The sequence below is a fragment of the Lentzea sp. NEAU-D7 genome (assembly GCF_026242055.1).
Taxonomy (GTDB): Bacteria; Actinomycetota; Actinomycetes; order Mycobacteriales; family Pseudonocardiaceae; genus Lentzea.
This window is the reverse complement of record NZ_JAPJDL010000030.1, coordinates 25278-41675: the sequence shown is the minus strand read 5'-3', so window position 1 is coordinate 41675 and position 16398 is coordinate 25278. Positions and strand designations below refer to the sequence as shown.

The window sequence follows — 16398 nt, the reverse complement described above, 5'->3', positions numbered from 1 at the left end:
CGGGTCGTGTCGAGCAAGGTTTGGTATCAGCAACCGGACGGCGTATTGCCGTTGTGGCCGCGTTCAACCCGCCGCAGGCACAACAGCGCACTCGAAGGTGCACCACGCGCCGGTGACGAGCAGCGTCGCGCATAGCATCCACCCCGTACCGGCGAATCCGCACCGCTTAACGGAGTTGACCAGAGGGCTGACAGCCAGCCAGATGAAGCAGCCATTAGGTTCAGCGCAATGTGATTTGATTGCCAGACACGGAGTGGATGGCACAGTTTGTAAACGACCGTTTTCCATGGACCGCAGGGGTGGACTGCCGCAGATTGCGAGCGCGAACAGCTTGTCAAGTCAAAGAATTTAGCGTGTTCCGATGACTGGGATGTCGGCGCTAATGGCGGGTTTGTTGGATCGCTTGTTGATGCACATACAGATTTCCGGACCGCTACGACTTGATGGTGTCCTCCGAGCTTCATGACTATAAGTCTAGTCTGCCTGCCTTTTGGGTACTCGATGTGCCTTTTAGTGCCGACTTCATGGTCGGCACGAGATCAGTGGGCGTCGAGCAACGCCACCGATGACGCCGAACGTCGCCTTGACCTGGAGCGATCAAGCAGGCCGATCGCACGTGGTGTCGACGAAGAGCGCGGACCAGGTAGCGGTAGAGACGTCTTCACGCTAAGGCAGGCAGACTGCCCCATCGACTGCCTGGCGGCCGTCTTTGGTCTCCACTCTCATGCTTATCATGTTTCAACAGTAATCGCACAGTGACAAGCGGTTCGTCAAATCAGCGCGGGCGAAGTTCGTAAAACCCCAGCGGAATCTCGAATCAACCGATTTGTACATACAGGAATGAATTACACGTAGACATCTGCGGACGGCAGAGCGCTCGCTTCTAAGCGAAGAGCACATAGCTTTATCTTCCGGCAGTGACACGCATCGGCAGAGCTTGACACAAGGAGCGATATGAGCTCAAATCACTTCGGCGTGAAAAAAGAAGAGGAGGTCTATAATTTCCCCTTCCACCGTGATCCTGCAGTCGAACTGTCATCGCTGATGGGTCATCTGCGTGAGCACAACCCTGTCGCGAATGTTCGCCTGCCAAGCGGTCAGCTCGTCTGGCTGGTGACGCGTTACGACGACGTGCGAATGGTGCTATCGGACCGCAGGTTCAGCATGGCGGCGGCAGCGGCGCACGACGCTCCGGAGTTCAGCCCAATGGTGAAGATGTACCCAGGCTTGTTCAGTCTCGATCCCCCGCTGCACACCAAAGTACGCAGACTCTTTACCGGTGCGTTGCACACTGTGCCCACAGCGACGCTGCTTGACATGATCCTGCGCCCGGTCAATGAATTGGTCGAAGGTTTTAACTGGAAAGCGAAGCCAGTGGACCTCATCGCGGATTTCTGCGAGCCGATGGTGACCCGCTTTGCGGCTACCTTGCTTGGGGTCGCGGCCGACACGATCGAGGCCTTCCGTCGACACTTCATCGCGATGATCGCTTTGACCGGCACGAGTACACAGGATGCCACTCGGGAGGCACAGGAGATCAGCGACCTGGTGTCGGAGATCGTGCGCAACAAGAGAGAGAAACCAGCGGACGATGTGTTCAGTCACATTGTCACGGCGTTCGATGCCGACGGATCGCTTCCGGATCGAAATTTGGTTGGCCTGGGAGCCAGCGTGTTGAGTTCGATGTCGAACTCGCCGATCACTCAGATTTCTTATGCGATCGTCGCGCTGCTCCGCCACCCCGAACAGTGGCAGTTGCTCGTGAGAAATCCAGATTTTCTCGATGGCGCCGTTGAGGAATGTTTCCGGTGGAGCGCCCCCCTAGAAGTCGAACATCTCCGTATGGCGACCGAAGACGTCGTGATTGGCGGACGTCAGATTTCCAGAGGAAGTCCTGTCATGACCTCGGTTGCATCCGCCAATCGAGACACGAGCAGATTCCCTGATGCGGCCACCTTCAAAATTACGAGGAAGGACAACTGTCATCTCGGCTTTGGGCATGGGCAACACGTCTGCGCGGGATCCCAGATAGGAACACTGATGCTACGAAGTGTGCTCGACTCTCTAGTGCGACATTTGCCGAAATTGCGGCTGGCGGTGGAAGACACCGAGCTCTTCCTCAAGGATAAGTACAGCCATGCGCTAGCAGTAGGAACCGTTCCAGTCACGTGGTGAGTTGTCGCCGGCACTTGAACCGAATCCGACAAACGATGTGTCACCGCGGCAATGCAAGGATCAATAATCAGCCCGTGCATGCCCGCTGGTTCAACAGGACTCAGTGATCGAGCAAGGAGCAACGATGCACTCCATGCCCAAAGCGGTGGTGTTGCACAGTGGTGGACTCGACTCCGCCACAGTGCTGGCGATCGCACAGGCCGAGGGTTTCGCAGTACACGCCCTCACGGTGTCATACGGACAGCGCAGCGTCATCGAGGTCGATTACGCCCGCGAAATGGCTGCGCGACTGAAGGTCGCCGCCCACGTTGTACTCAACCTCGATCTCGCTCCGATTGGAGCTGCGGTGCCGACCTCATTCGCCGCAGCACGGGACGCGCGCGGCGCGTACTGCCTGCCGGCTCGCAACACGCTGCTGCTGAGCTTGGGACTCGCGTGGATGCAAACGCTGCGGGCGAGAGATATTTTTCTGGGGTTCAACTCCGACTACAGCAGCTGCCCAGATCACTCCATGGAGTTCATGGCACAGTTCCAAAAGCTGGCGGATACGGCCACCACCCTGCCCGACGGTGAACACGTGCGTCTCCACCTACCGCTTGATGGTCTGACCAAAAGCGAAACCATCCGCCGTGGCATCGAGTTGAAAGTCGATTACAACTTCACCCACACCTGTTTCAACTTCCACGATACAAGCTCTGCGCTCCGTGCCGGCAGTCGGCATGCCTGCGGCACCTGTGACGCGTGCAAGAGCCGCCGTCAGGGCTTCACCGAGCTGGGTCTCAAAGATCCAGCGTTCGGCTCCGGTCCCACAGCAGTCTGAAAAGACCGAAAGCGCAGCTTGTCTTCCAACCCTTGGCCGCGGTGACCGCCATGTTCACTTGAGAACAAGATCAGCGATGCGCCTTTTCGAATTCCTCGATGATGGCGGCAGGGATGCGGCCGCGGTCGGCCAACTCGTGACCGTTACTCCTCGCCCATTGACGGATGGCCCTGGTCTGGTCCTTCGTGCGAGACTCGGCCACGATCGTCCGCTCCGTGTTTGTTGCTCGCTTCACGCGGCCACGCGTACGTCGGGCGCCAGCGATGAAGTCAGCCAACGCCTCACGCAACCTCGCCGCGTTGCCCGGCTTGAGGTCGATGTCGTAAGCGACACCATCAAGGCCGAAGCTTATGGCTTCGACTTCTTCGGCAGCTGTGCCATCGAGGTCATCAATCAGCTGTACGAGAACTTTCTGCGCCACAGGTGCACTCCATTCGACTGCGCGAACTCCACGTCTGCATGACAAGCGTAGCAAGAGTACTGATTCAGTGTGGCGCAGCGACCCGAGATTTCCGGTAACGTGAAGATCCACAGGCCCGCCGCTGAGCGCTGCCGGGCTGACATGACGTCAAGGCAGTCGGTCCAAAGAGTGACTCGTCCCGACCGCTAACGGACTAGCGCCACGAGGCGTCGGCCACGTTCTCGTTCACGTGTCGGCACAAGATCGCCCTCTGCTGAGTTCAAAGCGACCAGGTCGCTGGATGAACTGAGAGCTGTGACTCTCACAACCAGGCGACGGTGCGGGGCGTTGCCCACTTCGAGAACGATCATCCTGTGATATCGGGGCCGCAATGGCTTGCAGCTTCACCAACTGGTTCTGCTGCACGAATAGGTGACAGTTGTGACCCGCCCGACTGGATGAGTTCCAGAGTTGGTTGATGACTGGCGGCTTGTTCGAGAGGCTGTGCACTGCGCCTCGTGCGTGCCCCGCCGAGTTCCGAGCGCGTGCCGTCGCGCTGTTCCGAGCCGTAAAGAGCCGAAGCAGACCGCGACGGACCTCGGTATCCATCCGGTCACGTTGTCGAAATGGGTTGACCAGGAGCGGATCGATCACGGCGAGATTCCTGGCACCCCGAGCAGCGAGTCCGTCGAGCTGCGAGCCGCTCGGCGGCGGATCCACGAGCTCCCGACCGAGTTGTTGATCTTGCGTCAGGAAGCGACGTTCCTGGGAAGGGAGCGTCCCCGCCCACGAGATTCTACCCGGTGATCGACAGGCTCACCGATGCCGGGATTCCGGTCGACCGTTACTGTCGCGTCCTCGGGGTCGCCCGCCAGAATTGCTGCAAGGCCAAACGAACACCGACCGCGCAGACGGAGCCGCGACGCCGCTGGCTGACCGGCGTGATCCTGGATATACACGTCGCCTCACGCGGCACCTACGGCCATCGACAGGTGCACGACGAACTCACTCTCGGCATGGGTATCCCCGCCTGCCAAAGAACCGTATGGCTACTGATGAACCAGGTCGGCATCCACGAAATTCCCTGTCCAGCACGCGTCAAACAGCTCCGCGAGCCGCCATCGCCGGCGACCTGGTGAACCGCGAGTTCCATCGACTGAAACCGAACGAACTGCGGATCACCGACATCACCCAGCACAGAACCAGAGAAGGATGGCTCTACTCCACCGCGGGCCGCGATGCGTTCAGCCGTCGATTCGTGGGCTGGCCGATCGACTCCGCACAAGACTCAACCCTGGTCGGTAAGGCACTCGACATGGCCATCCGCAACCGGCGCCCCGAGCCCGGCGGCACCGTCCACGCCATCACGAAACCCAGTTCACCTCCTGGATCTTCGGCGAAAAATCCGCTCGGCCGGTCCGCTGCCATCATGGCCACTGAACCGTCATAGATGGATGACCCGCATAGAGCCAGGAAATCCTGGCGACGGTGACGGCGCTTGAGCGCGCTGATCACCTGGCCGGTGGCGATCTCCTGGGCAGCGAACAAACTGGTGGTGTCGTGCCGGACGTGGTCGAAGCACTGCCGTTCGGGCACGCCGGGCAGCATCGGCAACACCGGTGCCGAGCGGTCGAGTGCCTGGATCTAGGTCTTCTCGGCGACGCAGAGGACCACGGCCTTGGCTGGTGGGTCGAGGTAGAGGCCGATGACGTCGCGAACCTTGTCCACGAACAACGGATTCTTGCTGATCTTGAAATTGTCGACCTTGCGCGGCTCGAGGCCGAACGCCCGCCAGATCCGCGACATCGCTGACTGCGTCGTCCCGGTCTGCGCGGCCGGCGACCGGGTCGACCAATGCGTAGCGTTCGCGGGCTTGTTCTCCGGCGTCGTGACGACCACACGCTCAACCCGGTCATCGGTGATCGTGCGCGGACAACCAGGTCGCGGCTCGTCGGCCAGACCGTCCAGCCTGTCCCGCGCAAACCGCGACCGCCACGTCGCCACAGTGTCCCGATCAACACCAAGCTCTTGCGCCACAACAGTATTCGTCCCGCCCTCGGCACAGGCAAGCACGATCTGCGATCGCCTACGCCTACGCCTACGCCTACGCCTACGCCTACGCGATATTACCGCGGCGCGTCCATCCCTCCAGCGTTCGACGTTCGTCATCAGACACGACAAGCGGCGCCAACTTCGGGCTCGTTGCCGGAGGCGTGGCTTGATCGCCGAAGTCGGTGTTCACGAATGTTGGCGTCAGTACCGCTTGAGGTGGACGCATGGTTGCTTCGTGCGCGTCCAGGAACTGCCAGTGCCGACGAGATCGAGGATTGAGCTGCACTCCGGGATTCGCCGGGACTTTCGTGCCGGGTGTCGAAGCGTGAGATCGAGTGCAGGTACAACGTGGGCTGGCGGACGGTGAAGGAGGCGCTGAGCTCGGCCTGGCCGCGGGAAGAAGGAGCTATCCGCGCAAGCTTCGAAGCTGGAGCCGTTCAAGCCGGCGATCGACGCGATGCTGCGTGAGAATCTGCAGGAGCCGCGCAAGCAGCGACACGGTGAAGTGGATCTTCCAGCGGTTGATCGACGAGTTCGGCATGACCCACGTGTCCCATGCGCGGGTACGTGCTTATGCCGCGGAGCGGAGACCGTAGATCAGCGCGGGTGGGGATTGGGTGTTCGAGGACGTGTTCGCGTCGCAAACGCATCGGCCAGGCGTGGAGGTGAAGGGCGACTTCGGTTAGGTGACAGTGCGGCTGCGTGGCGAGCGGGTGGTACTGGTGCTGTCCTGCTTGCGGTTGTCGTTCTACGGCCGCGCAGATTCTCGATCCTCCAGCGTCAGGCCTTACCGAGGCCCCTTGCCGGCCTGGTCGCCGCTCCGACGGTCACGACACGCACGAGCTTGCCAAGCGCAATACTGCCAAGCCCATGCAGACCGGCGAGCACTTCGGTTCGCCCACGCTGATCACTTGCTCTACCCAAGATCATTGTTCACACCAAGACGGCGACATGGGGAACCTTGGATGCTCGCCACAGTTCCCTTGCTGAGCCATTTCCATCGCAGACGTCATGCGTTTCGCCAGCTCCAGCATGACCCGTCGCACCTTCATCGCTCACCCTAAGGGCGATCCAACGGGCAGGATTACTGCACTTAAAGGATAAAAGTCCACGACACCAAGACGACAAAAGAAGAGAGGCGTAATTTGTTGCATTACATCGCCCGAACAGGCGAGCGGTGCGACAGACTCCGTCTACGCGACTAAATCAACGTCGCTTCAATCGCGAACACGCAGATTCCCACCGAACAAGAAGAGGAATCATGAACAGCCGAAGGAAGAAACTTAGAAAAATTCTATCCAATGCGAGTGCTGCCATTGCACTCATGATCACCTTCGCAGCAGCATCCACACCATTCGCCTCCGCAGATCCCTTACAAACTTTCTATGGCGACTATACGGGCGACGGAGTCAACGACAGGGTAGTTGTGGATCAAAACAACTGCTACTTCGAGTTCCAGCTAATTGAGGTGTGCAATTTTGACATTTATGCAGAAAAGGGACAGGCATCCACTTTTATTAGACAAACCCCAGCACTAGCATCATGGACCGGGTATGCTCATCAAGCACCTTACCAGGTCAACTTTGAAAGATTGACGGACCCTGGGGTGATCACACTTATTGTGTCACTTGCCGATAAAACAAAAACTTTTCAATACCTCAATGGCGCACTTTCCCAGATGAGTGTCACAAACGGCTCAGCACCTTTCACAATAGTGGACCTCGACTACGACGGCGTGAAAGATGTTTTCCACGGTACCGGATATTACTCTGGTTCGATCGGATACGGAGTTACTTATCTAAGCACAGCAGCTCAAGCCACTGGCAATAGCATTTTGCCGCTGCCAGAAGCATCTAGCGGAGGCTACAACTACTACGAAGGTATGACCTACAGTTTTCAAGACGTGACCAATGACGGTAAAGCAGAAGTTGTAGTCGGCGTATTTCGCCCCTCGTCGGGATCATCAGATGCCTGCGCCAGTCAGGATCGTGTAAACGCCTGGCGGGTATACCTCAATCAAGGTCAACGTTCCTTCGGCGCAAGCGCTTCCGGACTCAACTGCCGATCTGCTTACTCTCCCACCACCATCAACTCCGTTCAAACGTTCGACTCAAACAACGATGGAAGGATGGACATTCAACTTCGAAGCAACGCCACGACCGTCCAAACTTCGTATGGCCGCGGGACCGGCGATTTTAATGCGTCACCACCACCGGCGTGGAGCACGCGCGACAAACCAGCCATCTACGACCCGCCATTCGGAGTCTTCACCCTGCGGCCATCCATGACAGACAGCACTGCGGGCCAGACCTACTCCTCAACTTCTCCGTCGGCGACTACTCAGGCATTAATTTGCGATTGGGACGGAAACGGCACTCGCACACCAGGACGATTCGACAACGGCAGTATTCTTTTCAGCAACACGAACACCGGTTCACTCAATCTCGCCTTTACCTTCGGCGCTACCGGAGATCGGGCGCTATGCGGCGACTGGAACGGAGACGGAATCGATACAATCGGCGTGTTCAAACCGTCAAATAGCACCTGGTACCTGCGAAACAGCAATAGCTCAGGAGCAGCCGACATATCATTCGCCACCGCATGCTATGGCACGACTCCAGTTGCTGGCGATTGGAATGGCGACGGGATCGACACAGTTGGATGCGTGATGAACAACAACACTCTTCAGTGGGGTCTCAGGAATTCGCATCAAGATGTCAACCCGATCGCGGTCGACTTTGGCCAATCCGGCGATGTTCCCGTAGTGGGCGACTGGGACGGAAACGGAATCGCTGGAATCGGCGTTTATCGCCCCTCTACCAAGACCTACTACTTGCGTGATTCGCTCAGCACCGGAGCAGCCCAACACTGGATTAAGTTCGGAAATGGCGATTCCAGCCAGCAGCCTCTCTCTTGGAGGTGAAGTTCCGCGAAAACGGTCGCTTACTCGGGCGGGAGAACTTGCACAACTCGCCTGAGTAAGCGACCACTCTAATAGCGATGGGCGAGTGGAATGAAAGTCGAACTTTCATCTCCCTTTTCACAGCCTTAGCCTAACCTTAGACCATCCATACGATTGCTCACGATTCCAGAAATTCCATCCAGATTTACTTATTTCCAAAAGCCAGCCTGGGTCTGGCGCACGAGTAGGTAACAGTTGTGGTCACGCAGCCTGACTGGCTGGCGTGGTCATAATTGCTTCGTACTCGATGGGGTCAACCGGCCGAGGCGGCTTTGCGTCTGCGGCGGCGGTAGGTGCGTTCGATCCAGGTGACGATCGCGGTCCGAAGTCCGTCACAGGAGGACCAGGTGTGCCGGTCAAGAATGTTATTCTGCAGCAACGCGAAGAAGCTTTCCATGGCAGCGTTGTCACCCGCCGCGCCGACCCTGCCCATCGGGCCGGTCAGGCTGTGACAAGCGAGTGTGCGGATGAATTTCCTTGATCGAAATTGTGATCCGCGATCGGTTTTTACCACGCAGCCGGCGACGTCACCGGGGCGGGCGCGGGCGTTGGTGAGCGCGGTGACGGCGAGGCGGGACTTCATCCGGGAGTCGACGGAGTGGCCCACGATCCAGTTGGAGCAGGCGTCCTTGATCGCGCACAGATACAGCTTTCCTTCTGTGGTGCGGTGTTCAGTGATGTCGACCAGCCACAGACTGTTCGGCGCGGTGGCGGTGAAGTCGCGCCGGACCAGGTCGTCATGGACCGGCGGGCCGGATTTCCGGCCGGCTCGGCCGCGTTTCTTGCCGAACGCGCTCCACCAGCCCATCGACGAACAGATCCACCACGCGGTCCGATCCGCCATCGCCGGGCCGGCGTCGCGGGCCTCGTCAGCGAGGAATCGGTAGCCGAACTGCGGATCGTCGCGGTGCGCGTCGAACAACGCGTCCGCCCGATATGCCTCGGCCAGTTCCGCCTGCACGACCGGGCGAGCCCACCACCGGTAGTACGGCTGTCGAGCGATGTTCAAGACCCGGCACGTCACCGCGACTGGACACCGTCTGCGGTGAGCTCGTTCATGAACGGGTAGAGCCTTTTCCCGGCAGGTTCGCCCGCGACAGATACGCCGTCGCCCGGCGCAGGACCTCGTTCTCCTGCTCCAGCAGCTTGATCCGCTCACGCGCCTCGCGCAGCTGCGCCGACTCGGCCCGACTCGCACCGGGCTTGGCGCCTTCCTCGACCTCGGCCTGGCGCAGCCACTTGAACAAGGTCATCGGGTGGCCCCCGAAGTCTTTAACGATCTGCTCGAAGGTCACGCCGGGCTCACGTTCACAGGCACCCCGTACGATACCGTCGCGGAACTCCTGAGGGTAGGGCTTGGGCACAGCGACATTCTCCCAGCTCACCATCACAGCAAGCCAACTCAGATGACCTGCCCTACTGGATGGGTTCCAGAGTTGGTGGCTAACTGGCGGCTTATTCGAGGGGCTGTGCACTGTGCGTACCCCGCCGAGTTCCGAGCGCGTGCCGTCGCGCTTGTCCGGGCCGGTAGAGAGCAGAAGCAGACCGCTGCCGACCTGGGTATCCATCCGGTGACGTTGTCGAAATGGGTCACGCAGGACCGGATCGACCTCGGCGAGATTCCCGGCACCCCGAGCAGCGAGTCCGCCGAACTACGCGCCGCTCGACGGCGGATCCATGAGCTTGGTACCAACGGCCATCGACGGGTGCACGCCGAACTCACTCACTCTCGGCATGGTGATCAACGAGGCGACTGTCCTGTCCCCGCGAAAGGACAGATCGCAGGCTGATCAATCGTAGCGGGCTGGTTTGCCCCCCGATATTGGCCAGGCTGCGAAACTAGGCCGGATACCGCTGATCATCGTCGACGAGGTCGACTACATCCGTTCGAGGCCGAGGCTGCGAACCTGTTCTTCCAGCTCGTGTCGTCCCGCTACGAGCGAGCCAGCCTGATCGTCACCAGGAGCAAACCGTTCTGTCGGCCTGGTGTGCCTCGGCGAGGCGGGCGACCCACTCTCCTCGATGCGAATCGCTAGGACTATACCGAGTCGTGACAGTAATTCGGTGGGTAGGACGTCGCACGTCACGGACATCTAAGTCATTCTCGCGTTGAGTGAGTGCTTATAATTGTTTCTGCCATTCAGGACATCTGCGGACAGATGCTTCTTGGGGCAGTATCGCCGCGTCGCATGCTGCACATAAGTGCAACCACCATACCCCTGCATGTGCTGTCCTTATATTCTGATGCGGAAGGCACAGTAGCGACGCCGACTAGCAACACCATCACAGGGGATGAGCAGCCGGAATCATCACCAAATGATCGAAGTTGCAAATTCTCATCGACCGAAAGGTGAAAGGCTGTGAAAGCACTTGTGTGGGCCCACGGCGTTCTAGTCCGCGAAAAACTCCCCAGCCATGGAATCTTCCTCCCCGAAGGCAAAACGATTGCATGGCTAGGGAATCCCGGAGAAACAGTTGATGCGATGACCGTCCCGATCTTGCTCGCAAAGAATGACAGCAGCCTTTACGAAGCAGACCAGAAGACAGGACCTGGCTTCATCCCCAATTACGACCTGAGCCCGGACACATACCTGCATGAACTCGTTCTTCGCGATCTTCAAGACGCAGCGGATGCAATCGGCTTCAAGCTATACTTCCCCCAGCGACAAACTCGATACTGCACCGGCTATACCCAATGCGAATCTGCGCGAAGGCACATCTGTGACGGAATCCTGAACGAAGTGGGAGAAGACTACATCGTAATGGCGAACTGTCGGGCAGGTTCGTCGCGAGACGAACCATTCCACCGGGTAATGCAACGACTGCGCAAGTTGCGAGGAATTCCGGAACCGGAGCCCAAGACGACGTCGCTCTACCAAAAGTCGGATACCTTCAACAGAATGCGCACGAAGCTGGAGAATTACGTTGCGGACAGAGATTACACGACCGCGATGGGTAAGCTCACGGCCATGGGCGAGGCGAAGCGCGCCATGATGCTCAATAATTCCCAGATGATCAAAGACTTCTGGGAGGACCAGGTTGCCGCACGGTCTGAGGCAGAGCAGCAGAAACGCATCCAAGACTCCTACATGGGCGAGGTCGCGATAAATCATTTCATAGCCGCCCATACTACAAATAAAGATTTTGAGATGATGCTACCGGAAACATTCACGGAGTGTCTTTCCGGAATCTGGGGAAAAACGTTTTTTGAGTGGCTGAAGACTGACCTCACTGTCTCTATTGGATTGCACAACCTTATCCTGTTCAGGCAGAGTGAATCGTTTTGTGATTTGTACGGAGCCATCCTAAGCCTCCGCGCAGGAATCATTCAGGATGTAACGGAAACGATCAATAACTTCGTCGAACCTCTCAACTCATCTTATTCCGGTGCAGGGTTGTTGGATCTCCAGAAATATGGACTGTCTACCCTTGTCAGCCTTGCACAAGATCTCTGGTACTACACTGAGCAGATCGTCGAAGCCGAAGCGGCCTATAACTCGGAGAAGAGTCAGGAAAACGACGAGACCGCACGCAATGCACTTGCGAATGCCAAGGCAGAAGCCGAGCAGTACGTCAACGGCATCTTGGACAGCGTAAATCAACTTTGGCTGCCCGACGGGCCGTTCAGCTCGGATGTCCTCGAGATGTTTCATGCGTACCTCAAGAAGTATCCACGCGAGCCGCAAAGCGCGACGTCGCATGAGCCATCCTGACTTCGACCTGGGAACGCCAATCTACAATGAAGAAGTGCATCATAGGCGAGGCGGCACTCGATCGACCGCTATCGGTACGGCGAAGCGCGGCGCGAGTGGACGCATGAATGCCGCTGTTGGGCATTGCCCGACAGCGGCATTCAGTGTGCGAGAGGCACTCAACACTTGTTTTTCTGAGAAGATACTCGTTCGCGCAACCCATCTCGACCGTGGCGCTATGGTGTTTCCGTTAAGAACGCGGCGCTGACGCCGCGTGCCCGGCTACGCCTGGCGCGCCTGATCGTCGAGCAGGACTGGCGGCCCGCCGAAGCCGCGAAAATGTTCATGACCTCGGTCAAAACCGCACGTAAATGGGCTGAACGTTTCGACTCGAAGGCGAAGCCGGGTTGGCCGACCGCAGCTCGCGTCCACATCACAGCCCGGCCAGAACGCCCGAACCGCTGGTGCGGCAGATCGTGACGCTGCGCTGGCGCCACCGGCTCGGGCCCGTGCAGATCGGCGGCCGGCTGGGTCTCGCGGCCTCGACGGTGCACGCGGTGCTGGTGCGGTGCCGGATCAACAGGCTGTCCCGGATCGACCGGGTCACCGGCGAACCGTTGCGCCGCTACAAACACCCGCACCCCGGGTCACTGCTGCATGTCGACGTCACCAAGTTCGGCAACATCCCCGACGGCGGCGGCTGGCGCTACGTCGGCAAGAAACAAGGCGATCGCAACCGCGAGGCCACCGCCAAACGCACCGGCGCCCGGCACGCCAACTACGAACCCAACGTCGGCACCGCGGTCCTGCACACCGTCATTGACGACCACTCCCGCGTCGCCTACATCGAAATCCATGCCGATGAGACCGCGGCCACCGCCATCAGCGTCCTGCAGCGGGTGATCACGTGGTTCGCAGAGCGTGGTGTCACCGTCGAAAGAGTGTTGTCCGACAACGGTTTCTGCTATCGCTCGCATGCCTGGCGCGACGCCTGCGCCGATCTTGGCATCCGACATAAACGAACGCGGCCATACCGTCCGCAGACCAACGGCAAGATCGAACGCTTCTACCGCACCCTGGCCGACGGCTGAGCCTACGCCCGCCACTACCTCTCAGAAACCCAGCGCCGAGCAGCCCTGCCCGGCTGGCTGCACTTCTACAATCACCACCGAGCCCACTCCGCCATCGGAGGCCAGCCACCCCTCATCAGGCTGACCAACCTCCCTGGACATCACACCACACGATCAGGTCGTTCTCCCCGCACGCGGAGAGTGGTCCGTCGACCTCGCTCGCAAGGAATTGGGCGTCGCCGCGGTCGAGGTGCGCGAGCCAGAGGGTGCCCGGCCAGAAGCCTCTGATCCAGCCGCCGTCGCTCCTCCGTCAACCAACCATGAAGACACTAGGCCATTCAGGCGAACATGTGTTCGAACTGTCAAACGTGATCATTCGGTCCGGTAAGAGATACGCCAGCAAACCGCCGAGCCCGCTTGTGAGAGGACCATGTCCAACGAAGTCCCCTGGATGTCCGTCTGGGCGAAGTCCCTGCGTGACGATCAGCGCGGTGTGACGCACTGGCTGCCGTTGCACCAGCACCTCGACGATTCCGGGCGCTGGAACGCCAGACGTCGTCCTGTCCGATGTAAACGCTTCCGGACGTGGGTTTTAGAGCGCGGTAGAGACAACGCAGAAGCGCGCTCTAGCCGGAACCGTTGGGGCCGATGATTCCCGTGATGCAACCGGCCTCGGTTTCGAAGCAGGCGCGTTCGAGATGGTGGCGTCGCCGATGCGCACGGGCATACCGTCGGTCACGACCTTCATCGCCACACCTTCTTCCGGTTTCGCAGCAGCACCAGGAATAACGGGGCACCAACGTTCCGGCGCGGGTCGCGTGGATGCCGGCCGCGCATGCGTCAGCGATGGTATGGATGCTGGTGGCGATGACGCTGCGGACGCACCACCGTCACAGCACCAGAACCTTCCGCCGCCTCGGTACCGGCCGTGATCCTCGGTGGCACGATGCTCGGTGTGACGGGCGACCAAGACTTGCCGGGTGCTGGTTTCGCCGGAGCGCCGCCGACAGGTCTGGTCACCCGCCTCCCACGCGCTTGTCGTCCTCGGCGCTCGGGTCGATGAACAGCTCGTGGCAGTTGCAGTTGCAGTTGCAGCAGAAGGTTGCGATGTGCTGAAGCACGGCTATACCAGTCTCCTCCCCCAGGTCCTGCTGGAGGAGTCGGATGAGAAGCTCAGTTGGTTCCCGCCTTCTAGGAGATCCGCCGTCCCGAGTGATCGTCGGCCAGCAGCACAATCAGGTCTTCGCGTGCCCTGGCCAGGCGGGACCGGATCGTGCCGACAGGGCACTCGCACACCTCGGCGGCGTCCGCATAGGACAGGCCGAGCTGCTGGGTCAGCACGAACGCGGACCGTCGTTCGGGGTCGAGCGTGCCGATCACGTCGTCGAGCACGACCCGGTCCGTGAACCCAGGCTCCGCCAGCTCGGGCACCTCGGAGCTGTGGTGCAGACGTGGCCTGACCTGCACCGACCGGATGTGGTCGATGACCACACGCCGGGCGATGGACAGCAGCCGGGCGCAGGCGGGCCTCGAACCGCGGCAACGACGCCAACGCACGCAGGTAGGTCTCCTGGGTGAGGTCGTCGGCCAGGCGCACGTCGGTGGCCAGGTGGGCGACGAACCGCCACACGTCGGCCTGGGTGCGCACACGTAGTCCTCCGTGGCGGCCCGCTCCCCTGCCCCGGCGTTTAGTGCCAGAGCGGTGATGTCGGCGTCGCCGCAGCGCAGCATCCTCACAAGGGGTACTACGGGCCGCGCCGAACGGGTTCAGTTCAGCGGGAACCAGTGGTCGTCACCATCCGACAACCTTGACGTGGAGTGCTACACCTGCCGCGAGACCCTGTCCGCCCAGCTCGACGGAGAACTTGGCGCCGTGTCGGCCAGGGAGGCAGACTCGCACGTCATCGCGCGTGGATCCTGCGGATCGTGGTACGCGGCGGCCACATCGCTCACACGCAGTCTGCGCGTGCGTCCAGCCATCGCGGTACCGGATCTCACGGCGGCCATCCTCGACGCCACAACGACTTTCACCTCGCCCGCGCCACGACGACGGCGTACCCGAATCGCGCTTGCTGGCGTGGCGATCGCCTAACGCACAGTCGGCGTGGCCCAGTTGTCCGGCACCTCGACCGGCCACGGCGAGCACCCCTCGGGAGTGAGCGGCAGCCACTTGTCCAACGAGAGCACCGCTTGGAACCTCGCCATGGGCGTCGGTCTGCTGTGGACGGTGCTGCGACCCGGGGCCGTCTCGGGGATGCTGCCCGTCACGGTCGCGCTCGCCGTCTACTCCGCCGGCGACCTGCTGAACGGCACCGCGACCGCCGCGCGAGTGCTCTCCCACAGCTTCCTGCTGCTCAGTCTGGGCCTGCTTACCGTGTTCCACCTCGGCCCACGTGACCCCGGCGGCCGCACTCCTCAGATGACGTCGACGTCCTCGTGGTCACGGCCGTTGACCAGGTCTTCACGGGCCCGCGAGACCCTGGACCGCACGGTCCCGACCGGACAACCGCAGACCTCCGCGGCCTCGGCGTAGGACAGACCCAGCACCTGCGTGAGCAGCAGGGCCTCGCGGCGTTCGGGCGCCAGGCCGGCGAGCATGAGGTTGAGCTCGACGACGTCCTCGAACCCGGCGGACCGCGAGTGATCGGCGGCCTGGCCGGTGTCGGAGGCCTGCTCGTAGTCCGCGTACCAGGAGATCGACGGCCGCACGACCGCCGCGCGCACGTGGTCGACCACCGTGCGGCGGGCGATCGACAACAGCCACGTCCTGGCTGAGGAACGGCCTTCGAACCCCGGCAGGCTGCGCAGTGCCCGCAGGTAGACGTCCTGGGTGAGGTCGTCCGCGACCCCGGCCTCGGCCAAGTGCGCGACCAGGCGCCAGACGTCACGCTGCGTCGAGCGGATGAACTGTTCCAGCGCGTCACGATCGCCGGCGCCCGCGGCCAGCGCGCTGGCTGTCACCGCGTCGTCGTCACCCCTGGAAGTCGGCACGGTCGTGGAGAGTAACGCAGAGTTTTTGGGGAACTATTCACACCTCTCAGCCGACAACATCTGTGTGGACTGCTACACCTGCCGCGAAGCTCTGTCCGCGCGACTCGACGGCGAACTCGAAGGCGTTCCCGCCGCAGAGGTCGACGCGCACCTGGAAACCTGCACGTCGTGCCCGGCCGGGCCCGACCACGCCCCAGCGCGCACCCCCCCCCCCCGCGGCCGCCCGGCCCCCCCCG

At 60.7% G+C, this 16398-nt stretch carries 12 protein-coding genes and 4 pseudogenes; 11 read left to right on the top strand and 5 right to left on the bottom strand.

The window, feature by feature from the left end; translation table 11 throughout:
* Positions 1-954: 954 nt before the first annotated feature.
* A complete protein-coding gene (locus ORI60_RS39905) occupies positions 955-2175 on the top strand; it encodes a cytochrome P450 (RefSeq protein ID WP_266043195.1) in 1221 nt (406 codons plus the stop codon).
* A gap of 124 nt (positions 2176-2299) precedes the next feature.
* On the top strand, positions 2300-2995 hold the full coding sequence (locus ORI60_RS39900; protein ID WP_266043194.1) for a 7-cyano-7-deazaguanine synthase: 696 nt from the start codon (positions 2300-2302) through the stop codon (positions 2993-2995).
* Positions 2996-3065: 70 nt separating this feature from the next.
* Here ORI60_RS39900 and ORI60_RS39895 read toward each other — a convergent pair whose 3' ends face one another.
* Positions 3066-3416: a histone-like nucleoid-structuring protein Lsr2 gene (locus ORI60_RS39895; protein WP_266043193.1), complete on the bottom strand. Its 351-nt coding sequence runs from the start codon at positions 3414-3416 to the stop codon at positions 3066-3068.
* 782 nt (positions 3417-4198) lie between these two features.
* Between ORI60_RS39895 and ORI60_RS39890 the strand changes: the two genes are divergently transcribed.
* The 3 genes from ORI60_RS39890 to ORI60_RS44820 are packed head-to-tail and all read left to right on the top strand — an operon-like array spanning position 4199 to position 5043.
* Positions 4199-4534: an IS3 family transposase gene (locus tag ORI60_RS39890; RefSeq protein WP_266043192.1), complete on the top strand. Its 336-nt coding sequence runs from the start codon at positions 4199-4201 to the stop codon at positions 4532-4534.
* A complete protein-coding gene (locus ORI60_RS44825) occupies positions 4441-4845 on the top strand; it encodes a DDE-type integrase/transposase/recombinase (protein WP_416234568.1) in 405 nt (134 codons plus the stop codon). The genes ORI60_RS39890 and ORI60_RS44825 overlap by 94 nt, the downstream gene beginning before the upstream one ends.
* Before the next feature lie 48 nt (positions 4846-4893).
* Positions 4894-5043, top strand: a complete 150-nt coding sequence (locus ORI60_RS44820) for a hypothetical protein (protein ID WP_416234567.1) — start codon at positions 4894-4896, stop codon at positions 5041-5043.
* Here the strand turns inward: ORI60_RS44820 and ORI60_RS39880 are convergent.
* Entirely contained in the window at positions 5040-5564 is a 525-nt protein-coding gene (locus tag ORI60_RS39880) for a helix-turn-helix domain-containing protein (protein WP_266043190.1), read from the bottom strand. The two genes, ORI60_RS44820 and ORI60_RS39880, sit on opposite strands and share 4 nt — an antisense overlap.
* Positions 5565-6708: 1144 nt before the next feature.
* Between ORI60_RS39880 and ORI60_RS39875 the strand changes: the two genes are divergently transcribed.
* Complete coding sequence (locus ORI60_RS39875; protein WP_266043189.1) at positions 6709-8370, top strand: FG-GAP repeat domain-containing protein; 1662 nt, start codon at positions 6709-6711, stop codon at positions 8368-8370.
* A 240-nt stretch (positions 8371-8610) separates the two neighbouring features.
* On the opposite strand, the pseudogene ORI60_RS39870 reads toward ORI60_RS39875, so the two are convergent.
* Positions 8611-9773 (bottom strand): annotated as a pseudogene (locus ORI60_RS39870) (IS3 family transposase).
* 105 nt (positions 9774-9878) lie between these two features.
* On the opposite strand from ORI60_RS39870, the pseudogene ORI60_RS39865 reads away from it, so the two are divergent.
* The 4 genes and pseudogenes from ORI60_RS39865 to ORI60_RS39850 form a co-directional block, all read left to right on the top strand.
* A pseudogene (locus ORI60_RS39865) lies at positions 9879-10094 on the top strand (transposase); the annotation flags it as partial.
* Between the two features lie 237 nt (positions 10095-10331).
* Entirely contained in the window at positions 10332-10445 is a 114-nt protein-coding gene (locus tag ORI60_RS44815) for a hypothetical protein (RefSeq protein WP_416234566.1), read from the top strand.
* 324 nt (positions 10446-10769) lie between these two features.
* Positions 10770-12122: a hypothetical protein gene (locus ORI60_RS39855; RefSeq protein ID WP_266043188.1), complete on the top strand. Its 1353-nt coding sequence runs from the start codon at positions 10770-10772 to the stop codon at positions 12120-12122.
* A 243-nt stretch (positions 12123-12365) separates the two neighbouring features.
* A pseudogene (locus ORI60_RS39850) lies at positions 12366-13339 on the top strand (IS481 family transposase); the annotation flags it as partial.
* Positions 13340-14362: 1023 nt separating this feature from the next.
* Here ORI60_RS39850 and ORI60_RS39845 read toward each other — a convergent pair.
* Both ORI60_RS39845 and ORI60_RS39840 read right to left on the bottom strand, forming a co-directional pair.
* A pseudogene (locus tag ORI60_RS39845) lies at positions 14363-14902 on the bottom strand (sigma-70 family RNA polymerase sigma factor).
* A 684-nt stretch (positions 14903-15586) separates the two neighbouring features.
* Positions 15587-16162, bottom strand: a complete 576-nt coding sequence (locus tag ORI60_RS39840) for a sigma-70 family RNA polymerase sigma factor (RefSeq protein ID WP_266043187.1) — start codon at positions 16160-16162, stop codon at positions 15587-15589.
* On the opposite strand from ORI60_RS39840, the gene ORI60_RS39835 reads away from it, so the two are divergent.
* A partial coding sequence (locus ORI60_RS39835) for a zf-HC2 domain-containing protein (RefSeq protein WP_266043256.1) occupies positions 16074-16398 on the top strand: 325 nt, incomplete at its 3' end. The two genes, ORI60_RS39840 and ORI60_RS39835, sit on opposite strands and share 89 nt — an antisense overlap.

What these genes read in the sequence shown, in the direction of transcription:
- ORI60_RS39900 (WP_266043194.1), top strand. Translation starts at nt 2,300, where the DNA reads ATGCACTCCATGCCCAAAGCGGTGGTGTTGCACAGTGGTGGACTCGAC.
- ORI60_RS44825 (WP_416234568.1), top strand. Translation starts at nt 4,441, where the DNA reads ATGGCTACTGATGAACCAGGTCGGCATCCACGAAATTCCCTGTCCAGC.
- ORI60_RS39905 (WP_266043195.1), top strand. Translation starts at nt 955, where the DNA reads ATGAGCTCAAATCACTTCGGCGTGAAAAAAGAAGAGGAGGTCTATAAT.
- ORI60_RS39880 (WP_266043190.1), bottom strand. Translation starts at nt 5,564, where the DNA reads ATGACGAACGTCGAACGCTGGAGGGATGGACGCGCCGCGGTAATATCG.
- ORI60_RS39875 (WP_266043189.1), top strand. Translation starts at nt 6,709, where the DNA reads ATGAACAGCCGAAGGAAGAAACTTAGAAAAATTCTATCCAATGCGAGT.